We start from the raw sequence: 7,753 nt of genomic DNA on the forward strand, positions 1-7,753 counted from the left end.
GGGCCAGCAGGTCGAAGTGCGAAGGCAGGCTGAACTCACCGAATTTCGACATCGCCTTGCGTTCGTGCTGCAACAGGTACTTGGCCAGGTTCCAGCCACCGTTCAACGGCCCGATCAACTGGCTCTTGGGGACTTTCACCGCGTCGAAGAACACTTGGCAAAATGCCGACTTGCCGCTGATCAAATCGATTGGCTGCGGCTTGACGCCGGGGCTGCGCATGTCCAGCACGATCAGGCTGATGCCCTCGTGTTTCGGCGCACTGAAGTCGGTACGCACCAGGGCATACATCCAGTCGGATTTGTCGCCGTAGGAGGTCCAGATTTTGCTGCCATCGACCACGAAGTGATCGCCGGCATCACGCGCAGCCATCTTCAGGCTGGCCAGGTCGGAACCGGCGTTCGGCTCGGAAAAGCCCTGGCACCAGCGCACTTCGCCGCGGGCGATCGGCGGCAACAGATCGCGTTTCTGCTCATCGCTGCCGAACGCCAGCAACACCGGCCCGAGCATCCAGATACCGAGATTGATCTGCGGCGGCCGGCACTTGATGCGGCGCATCTCGCTTTCCAGCACCGCCAGTTGTTCGTCGCTCAGGCCCGCTCCGCCGTATTCCTCTGGCCACTCGGGGCAGAACCAGCGCTTGTCGCGCATGCGTTCGAACCACAGGCGCGCGTCCTCACAGGGGAATTGCGGGTTCTGACTGCCCCACACCACATCGCCTTCAGCCATGCCGCTGCGCATCGACAGCGGGCAGTTAGCCTCCAGCCAGGCTCGGGTGTCCTGCCGAAATTGCTCGATAGTGCTCATGAAAGTCCCCTTCGACCCGCCCCGGTTCCGGGGCGAGTACGGTTTTTGTTTTTGATGGACCCGCGTCAGCGTTGGGTGCGCGGCATGCCGAGGCCAAACTGGGCGATCAGCTCGCGCTGGATCTCGTTAGTGCCGCCACCAAAGGTCAGGGTCGGCGAACTGCGCAACTCGAATTCCAGCTCGCCCTGCAGCAGGGTCGCCGCCGAGCCACTGCGCATCGAGCCATTGGCGCCGAGGATCGCCGCCAGCTTGCGCAGGATCTCGATGGCCGACTCCGAGCCGTACACCTTGGTGGTCGAACTCAGCGCCACGTCCATGCGATCGCGTTCCAGGTCGGCAGCGATGCGCATATTGATCAGCCGCATCGCCTCCAGCCGCGCATAACACTCGGCCAGCGAGCTGCGCACCCAGGCCTTGTCCATCGCTCGACGGCCCTGTTCGTCTCGGGCCCGCGCCCACAGATAAATGCGGCGAAACAGCGCCACGACCTTGTCCGACCAGGTGCCGAGGCCGAGGCGTTCGTGGTTCAGTTGCGAGGTGATCATCTTCCAGCCACCGTGCAACTCGCCCACCAGCATCTCGTTGGGCACCCGCACGTTGTCGTAGTAGGTCGCCGTGGTCGGAATGCTGGTGGTGGGAATCAGGGTGTGGGAGAAGCCTGGCGTCGTGGTATCGACGATCAGCAGCGAAATGCCTTTGTGCCGCGCCTGGGTCGGATCGGTACGGGCCGCCAGCCAGACGAAATCGGCCGACTCGGCACCCGAGGTCCACAGCTTGTTGCCATTGACCAGGAAGCCTTCATCGTCTTGGCGGGCGCTGGTTTTCAGCACGGCCAGATCGCTGCCGGCGTCGGGTTCGGAATAACCGATAGCGAACATGATTTCGCCCGCGGCGATCCCAGGCAGAAAACGCTCTTTCTGCAACTCGCTGCCATGGGCCATCAAGGCCGGGCCGACGGTGCTGATGGTCACGAACGGCAGTGGCGCACCGGCGATGTTGGCTTCTTCAAAGAAGATCAACTGTTCGGTGGCGGCGTAACCCTGGCCGCCATGAGCCTTCGGCCAGCCGACCGCGAGCCAGCCGTCGCGGCCCATCTGGCGGATGGTCTGGCGAAACAGCTCGCCGCCTTCCTTGCCGCGCAACTGCTCGCGCATGTCCGGGGTCATCAGGGCCTGGAAATAGTCCCGCACCTTGTGGCGCAGGGCATGTTGTTCGGGAGTGAGGTCGACGAACATCTGCTGCTCCTTAGGCTGCGCCGAGAATCAGGCCGCTGGTGGGTACGCCGGTGCCGGCGGTGACTAGCACGTTCTGCACATCCGCCACTTGGTTGACCGCCGTACCACGCACCTGGCGTACCGCTTCAGCGATCCCGTTCATGCCGTGGATATAGGCTTCGCCCAGTTGCCCGCCGTGGGTGTTGATCGGCAGTTTTCCGCCACGGGCGTGATGCCCGGCGCGGATGAATTCCTTGGCTTCGCCGCGTTTGGCAAAGCCGAACTCTTCCAGCTGTGGCAACACGAACGGGGTGAAGTGGTCATAGATCACGGCGGTCTGGAAAGACTCGGGACCGAGGCCGGACTGGCGATACAGTTCGCGGGCAACCACACCCATTTCCGGTAGCCCGGTGATGTCGTCGCGGTAGAACGAGGTCATGCTCTGCTGGCCATGGCTGATGCCTTGGGAGCCGGCCTTGACGGTCACCGGTTTCTGCCGCAGGTCACGGGCGCGCTCGGCCGACGTGATGACCATCGCCACGGCGCCATCGGATTCCTGGCAGCAATCGAGCAGATGCAGCGGTTCGCAGATCCAGCGCGAGGCCTGGTGTTCTTCCAGGGTGATCGGCTTGCCGTGGAAAAACGCCTGGGGGTTGGTTGCGGCAAAATCCCGCGCTGCCACCGCGATTCGACCGAAGTCTTCGCTGGTGGCGCCATAGGTGTGCATGTAGCGCTGGGCGAACATCCCGACCCAGGCCGCCGGGGTATGGAAGCCGTGGGGCATGTACCAGCCGTAGTTGACGTTGTCGAAGGTCGGCGCCGAAGCGAAGCCGTAGCTGCCGGTACCGAAGCGATACCAGGAACGCTCGTTCATGGCCCGATACACCACCACCACTTTCGCCATCCCGGTGGCCACCGCCATCGCCGCGTGCATCACCGGTCCGCAGGCCGCGCCGCCGCCATGGGGCACTTGCGAGAAAAACTTGACGTCCTTGCACCCCAGCAATCGGGCGATTTCATACTCCGGGACCTTGTCCACCGAGTAGGAGCTGAAGCCCTCGACCTCGGACGGATCGATGCCGGCATCCTTGAGCGCGCTCAAGGTGGCCTCCAGGGCCAGGCGCAATTCGGTGCGTCCGGAGTTCTTGGAAAATTCGGTTGCGCCTAGACCTACGATCGCGGCACGCCCGGAAATCGATGAATCAGTCATCTGTGTCTCTCCGGCTGTCAGGGCAAGACCAGCGCGACCGTGCCGGTCACGTGGTTGCCCATGGAATTTTTGCCGCTCAAGGTGATTTCCACCGAACGACTGTCCGCATCAACACCGGTGACGCTGCCATTGAAGGTCATGCAATCACCGGGATAGTTCGGCGCGCCGAGCTTGATTTTCAGCGCAGTGAATTGCGCCAGCGGCCCGGCCCACTGTTCGATGAACCGCTGCACCAGCCCGTTGGTGGTGAGGATGTTCATGAACACATGGGGCGAACCCAAAGCACGGGCCGYCTCCGCGTCGTGGTGACCGGGGAAGTAGTCACGGGTGGCAATTGCGCCGCCGTTGATCAGGGTCACCGTGATCGGCACCGCGAGCTCCGGCAGTACTTCGCCGGGGCGCACGTCGTCAAAGCGCTTGGTGTTCTTCGAGGTCATATTTCCATCCCAGCTTGTCGTTATCGTTGAGCCAGTCGCCCAGGCGTTCCAGGCTTGCCGCCGAACCACCCAGGGCAAGGCACAGGCCGCGGCTCCAGTAGAGAAAACGGTGAATCGGGTACGTCAGGTCGACGCCGATGCCGCCATGCACGTGCTGTGCGACATGGCCGATGCGATGCCCCGCTTCACAGGCCATCCACGCGGTGGCCAGGGCTTCGCTGGGCGCAGGCAGACCGGCATCGATGCGGTAGGCCAGTTGCCACAGCACGGTGCGCAAGGCTTCGACGGCGATATGGGTGTCGGCCATGCTCATCTGCACCGCCTGGAAGCTGCCGATGCTGCGCTCGAACTGCCGGCGCTCGCTGACATAGGCCACGGTGCGGCGGATCTGCTCTTCGCTGACGCCCAATTGCAAGGCCGCCAATGCTGCTGTACAGCGAAGCTCCAACCAGGCGACGGCCTCGCTCGGTAACATCGCCGTGGCGCTCACGGTCAAGCCGTGGATGTGCAGGTCGGCCACTGCTTCGCCGTGGGTCAACACCGCCGACACCCGTTGTATTTCGGGCGCTGAAAGGTCAAGCAGCAGCAAGCGTGGCTGGCTTTCGGCTTCTACCAACACCAACGCAGCCTGGGATTGATCGCCCAACGCCAGGGCCGCGACCCGGCCGTTGATCGACCAGCCCTCGGTACAAGGACGGGCTTGCAACTCGATGCCGAGCGCACTGCTCAAGCCATCGACAGACAGACTCAGCAGCGCATCGCCGGATGCCGCTTTGGCAACCCATCCCGCACTATCATCGGCGCCAAAACCGGCCAGGGTCGCGGCGGCCAATTGATGACGCCACAACGGCACTTGAGCCAGGGCCTTGCCCTGGGCTTGCAGCACCAACATCAACTCGGTCATGCCCAGACCGCTGCCGCCATGCTCTTCGGGAATGGCCAGGGCATGCAGCCCGGTCTCGATACACAACGCCCACAACGGCGCCATCATTGGCTCGCCGCTGGTGTCCCACTGGCGCATGTAGTCATCATGGCAATGATCGACAAACAGGCCGTCAGCCATCTGCGCAATGGCGCGCTGGTCTTCGCTCAATTCGAAATCCATAGTGGCTCCTATGCCTCTACCGGCCGAAACATAGGCAGGGTCAACTGGTCATCGAAGGTTTGGAACTCGACCTGCAACCGCTGGCCGATCTGCAACTGCTCACGCTCGATACCGACCAATCCGGCGATCAGGCGCACGCCCTCCTCCAGTTCAATCAGGCCGATCGGATTTGGATAATCGAATGGCGGTACTTCGGGGTAATGCATCACCACGAACGAATACAATTTGGCGCGGCCGCTGGCCTGCAGGGTGTCCCAGTCAAAGCTGTGGCACTGGATGCACACCGGGGCTGGTGGATGGCGCAGGGTTTGGCAGGCTGTGCAGCGCTGGATCAGCAACTGGCCCTTCTCGCAGCCTTCCCAGAAGAACCGGGTGTCGTCGCTGATGCCCGGAAGCGGACGTTTGGCCTTGGCCGATGCCGATGCCGGGTCAACCTTGGCCGGAGCCTGGGCATTGGCCGCGCGGAACTTGAATACGCGAAATAGCAACTCGCCCACCGGCTCGTCGCCGCCGGCCTTTTCAACGAAATGACTCATCACCAGGGTGACGAAGAAGCCGGTACCCAGGGCGGTGGTTTTCTCATCGCCAACCGCATCCAGACGCGTGGTGTAGTAGAGCTTTTCCCCCWGTCGCACCGGGCGGGTAAAACTCAGCTCGGAGTTCACCGCCACGGTGGAGGCATAGCCGTAGGCTTCCATTTCCTTGAGCACCTCGTAAGGGTTCTCGTCGGTGGAGCCAGGTGGATAGTTGTTGGCGTGCAGGCCTTCCATAGTCCACACCTGCAACATCGCAGGCGGAGCAATCAGGCCCTCATGTTGGGTGCCCAGGGCAAAAGCACGATCGGTGTACAGCGGGTTGTCCACGCCCATGACCTCGCACCATTGGCGAATCATCGGGGCATTGACCTCGTCCCAGGCATACACGCGGCCGTACTGGCGCCCCACCAGGGCGCGCACATTGGATAGCAATTGTGGATCAGCCAAAGTCGTCTCCTTCACATTGAAGGCGGCCACCGAACCCGGTCGCCGCAATAGGTCGATCAGGTGGGCAGAACCTGCGCTGCACCGAGAAACGCCGGGCGTTCACCACCGCCATGCAGCAACAGGTTGCAACCGCTGGCGTAACTGGCCAGCGGTGATGCGATGTAGAGGCATGCGTTGGCAATGTCTTCGGCTACCGCCATGCGTGCAGCCGGAATGCCGGCAGATACGGCGGCGATACCCGCCTCCGTGCCGTAGTGCAGATGCGCCTGCTCGGTCAGCACCAGCCCCGGGCTGACCGTGACCACCCGCACCTTGGGGCCCCACTCCACCGCCAGCGATTGCACCAACGCCAGCACTCCGGCCTTGGCCGCGCCGTAAGCGGCAGTGCCTGGTGAGGAACGCAGCGCACTGATGCTGCCGATAAAGATGATGCAACCACCCTGTACCTGGGCCTGCATCAGTCGGTTGGCGTGCTGGGCGACGTTGAGTGGCGCGATCAGATTCAGACCGATGATGCTTTCATGAAACCTGGGCGAGGCCGTGGCTGCGTCGGCGGCAGGGCTGCCCCCGGCATTGTTGATCACCACGTCGAGGCGCCCGAAGTCGCGCTCGATGGTGGCGAACAGTCGTTGCAGGGAATCGTGGTCACGCACATCGGCGGCAATGAAGGTCGCACTCTTGCTACCCAGTATCGGCACCCGTTCAGGTTCACGCCGAGCACAGACGATCACACGTGCGTTGGCGGCCAGGAAACCCAGCGCAATACCCGCGCCGATGCCCCTGGTGCCACCGGTGACGAGCACCACCTTGCCGTTATAATCAAGCCCCGAATGCAGTTCCATCATGTGCTCCTTTTTCTACTGACGAGGGTCACTCTAGGGATGAACTGCGGGCCAAACTACGTCTGAACGGACGATGAAAATTTAACCTCGCGAACAGGACACTGGCGGCCATTCACACCCAGTCAGGTCTTTGACGATGCCCATGTCCGACTCATCTGCTGCACCGGTTCTGCTTGAACGCCCACTGCCTGGCGTGGCCCTGCTGCGGCTCAATCGCCCCCAGGCGACCAATGCCCTGAGCCTGGAATTGCAGGCGCTGTTGTCGCGTCATTTCAGTGAGCTGGCGATTGATCCGCAGGTCCGTTGCATCGTGCTGACGGGCGGTGACAAAGTGTTCGCGGCCGGTGGTGACATCAACAGCATGGCCGGGGTCGGCGCCATCGATATCTACAAGCGTCACACCGAGCGGGTCTGGGGTCCGATCCAGCACTGCCCGAAACCGGTAATCGCGGCGGTCTGCGGTTACGCTTATGGCGGTGGTTGCGAGCTGGCGATGCACGCCGACCTGATTGTCGCCGGGCGCAGCGCGCGTTTCTGCCAACCGGAAATCCGCATCGGCATCATGCCCGGCATCGGCGGCACACAACGGCTGGTGCGAGCCGTGGGCAAGGTCAAGGCGATGCGCATGGCGCTCACCGGGCAACCGATCAGCGCCGAGGAAGCCTGGGTCGCCGGGCTGGTCAGCGATCTGGTGGACGATGACCAGGTGCAGATCCACGCGCTGGAACTGGCGCGTGTTATCGCGGCGATGCCGTCTCTGGCAGCCGAGCAAATCAAGGAAGTCATTCTGGCCGGCATGGACGCCCCACTGGAAACCGGCCTGGCCCTGGAGCGCAAGGCTAATGCCCTGCTGTTTGCCTCACGGGACCAGAAGGAAGGCATGCAGGCGTTTATCGACAAACGCCCGGCGCAGTTTGAAGGGTACTAGGCGCTCGTCTATCGGGCACAAAACCTGTGGGAACGAGCCTGCTCGCGATGGGGCCAGCACATTCAACATCGTTGTTGGCTGACCCGCCGCCTTCGCGAGCAGGCTCGCTCCCACAGAGATTTTGTGTGGGAGCAAGGCCTCAGATACTCATCACCATCTGACCACTATCAATGCGCAACTCGACACCGTTGATCGCCCGAGCCTCGTCGCTAGCCAGGAACAGCACGCT

At 62.7% G+C, this 7,753-nt stretch carries 8 protein-coding genes and 1 pseudogene; 1 reads left to right on the forward strand and 8 read right to left on the reverse strand.

Annotated features, from left to right (window positions below; all coding sequences use genetic code 11):
• The 7 genes from AC1DSG_RS24000 to AC1DSG_RS24030 all read right to left on the reverse strand — a co-directional run.
• The coding region (locus AC1DSG_RS24000; protein WP_477793115.1) for an acyl-CoA dehydrogenase family protein at positions 1-805 on the reverse strand (805 nt) is incomplete at its 3' end.
• 65 nt (positions 806-870) lie between these two features.
• On the reverse strand, positions 871-2,040 hold the full coding sequence (locus tag AC1DSG_RS24005; RefSeq protein ID WP_477793116.1) for an acyl-CoA dehydrogenase family protein: 1,170 nt from the start codon (positions 2,038-2,040) through the stop codon (positions 871-873).
• A gap of 10 nt (positions 2,041-2,050) precedes the next feature.
• A complete protein-coding gene (locus AC1DSG_RS24010) occupies positions 2,051-3,229 on the reverse strand; it encodes a lipid-transfer protein (RefSeq protein WP_477793117.1) in 1,179 nt (392 codons plus the stop codon).
• Positions 3,230-3,246: 17 nt separating this feature from the next.
• Positions 3,247-3,666 carry a MaoC family dehydratase gene (locus AC1DSG_RS24015; RefSeq protein WP_477793118.1) on the reverse strand — a complete coding sequence of 140 codons (420 nt, stop codon included), beginning with the start codon at positions 3,664-3,666 and terminating at the stop codon, positions 3,247-3,249.
• Positions 3,638-4,771, reverse strand: a complete 1,134-nt coding sequence (locus tag AC1DSG_RS24020; RefSeq protein WP_477793119.1) for an acyl-CoA dehydrogenase family protein — start codon at positions 4,769-4,771, stop codon at positions 3,638-3,640. Before AC1DSG_RS24020 ends, AC1DSG_RS24015 begins: the two co-directional genes overlap by 29 nt.
• An 8-nt stretch (positions 4,772-4,779) precedes the next feature.
• Complete coding sequence (locus AC1DSG_RS24025; RefSeq protein ID WP_477793120.1) at positions 4,780-5,754, reverse strand: bifunctional MaoC family dehydratase N-terminal/OB-fold nucleic acid binding domain-containing protein; 975 nt, start codon at positions 5,752-5,754, stop codon at positions 4,780-4,782.
• Between the two features lie 56 nt (positions 5,755-5,810).
• Positions 5,811-6,596, reverse strand: coding sequence for an SDR family oxidoreductase (locus tag AC1DSG_RS24030; RefSeq protein WP_477793121.1), 786 nt, complete (start codon positions 6,594-6,596; stop codon positions 5,811-5,813).
• A 142-nt stretch (positions 6,597-6,738) separates the two neighbouring features.
• Here AC1DSG_RS24030 and AC1DSG_RS24035 point away from each other — a divergent pair, with 142 nt between their 5' ends.
• Positions 6,739-7,524 carry an enoyl-CoA hydratase gene (locus tag AC1DSG_RS24035; RefSeq protein ID WP_477793122.1) on the forward strand — a complete coding sequence of 262 codons (786 nt, stop codon included), beginning with the start codon at positions 6,739-6,741 and terminating at the stop codon, positions 7,522-7,524.
• Positions 7,525-7,663: 139 nt separating this feature from the next.
• Here AC1DSG_RS24035 and AC1DSG_RS24040 read toward each other — a convergent pair.
• A pseudogene (locus tag AC1DSG_RS24040) lies at positions 7,664-7,753 on the reverse strand (short-chain dehydrogenase); the annotation flags it as partial.

The organism is Pseudomonas sp. P5_A12 (assembly GCF_056400685.1).

What these genes read in the sequence shown, in the direction of transcription:
- AC1DSG_RS24030 (WP_477793121.1), bottom strand. Translation starts at nt 6,596, where the DNA reads ATGGAACTGCATTCGGGGCTTGATTATAACGGCAAGGTGGTGCTCGTC.
- AC1DSG_RS24010 (WP_477793117.1), bottom strand. Translation starts at nt 3,229, where the DNA reads ATGACTGATTCATCGATTTCCGGGCGTGCCGCGATCGTAGGTCTAGGC.
- AC1DSG_RS24005 (WP_477793116.1), bottom strand. Translation starts at nt 2,040, where the DNA reads ATGTTCGTCGACCTCACTCCCGAACAACATGCCCTGCGCCACAAGGTG.
- AC1DSG_RS24035 (WP_477793122.1), top strand. Translation starts at nt 6,739, where the DNA reads ATGTCCGACTCATCTGCTGCACCGGTTCTGCTTGAACGCCCACTGCCT.
- AC1DSG_RS24020 (WP_477793119.1), bottom strand. Translation starts at nt 4,771, where the DNA reads ATGGATTTCGAATTGAGCGAAGACCAGCGCGCCATTGCGCAGATGGCT.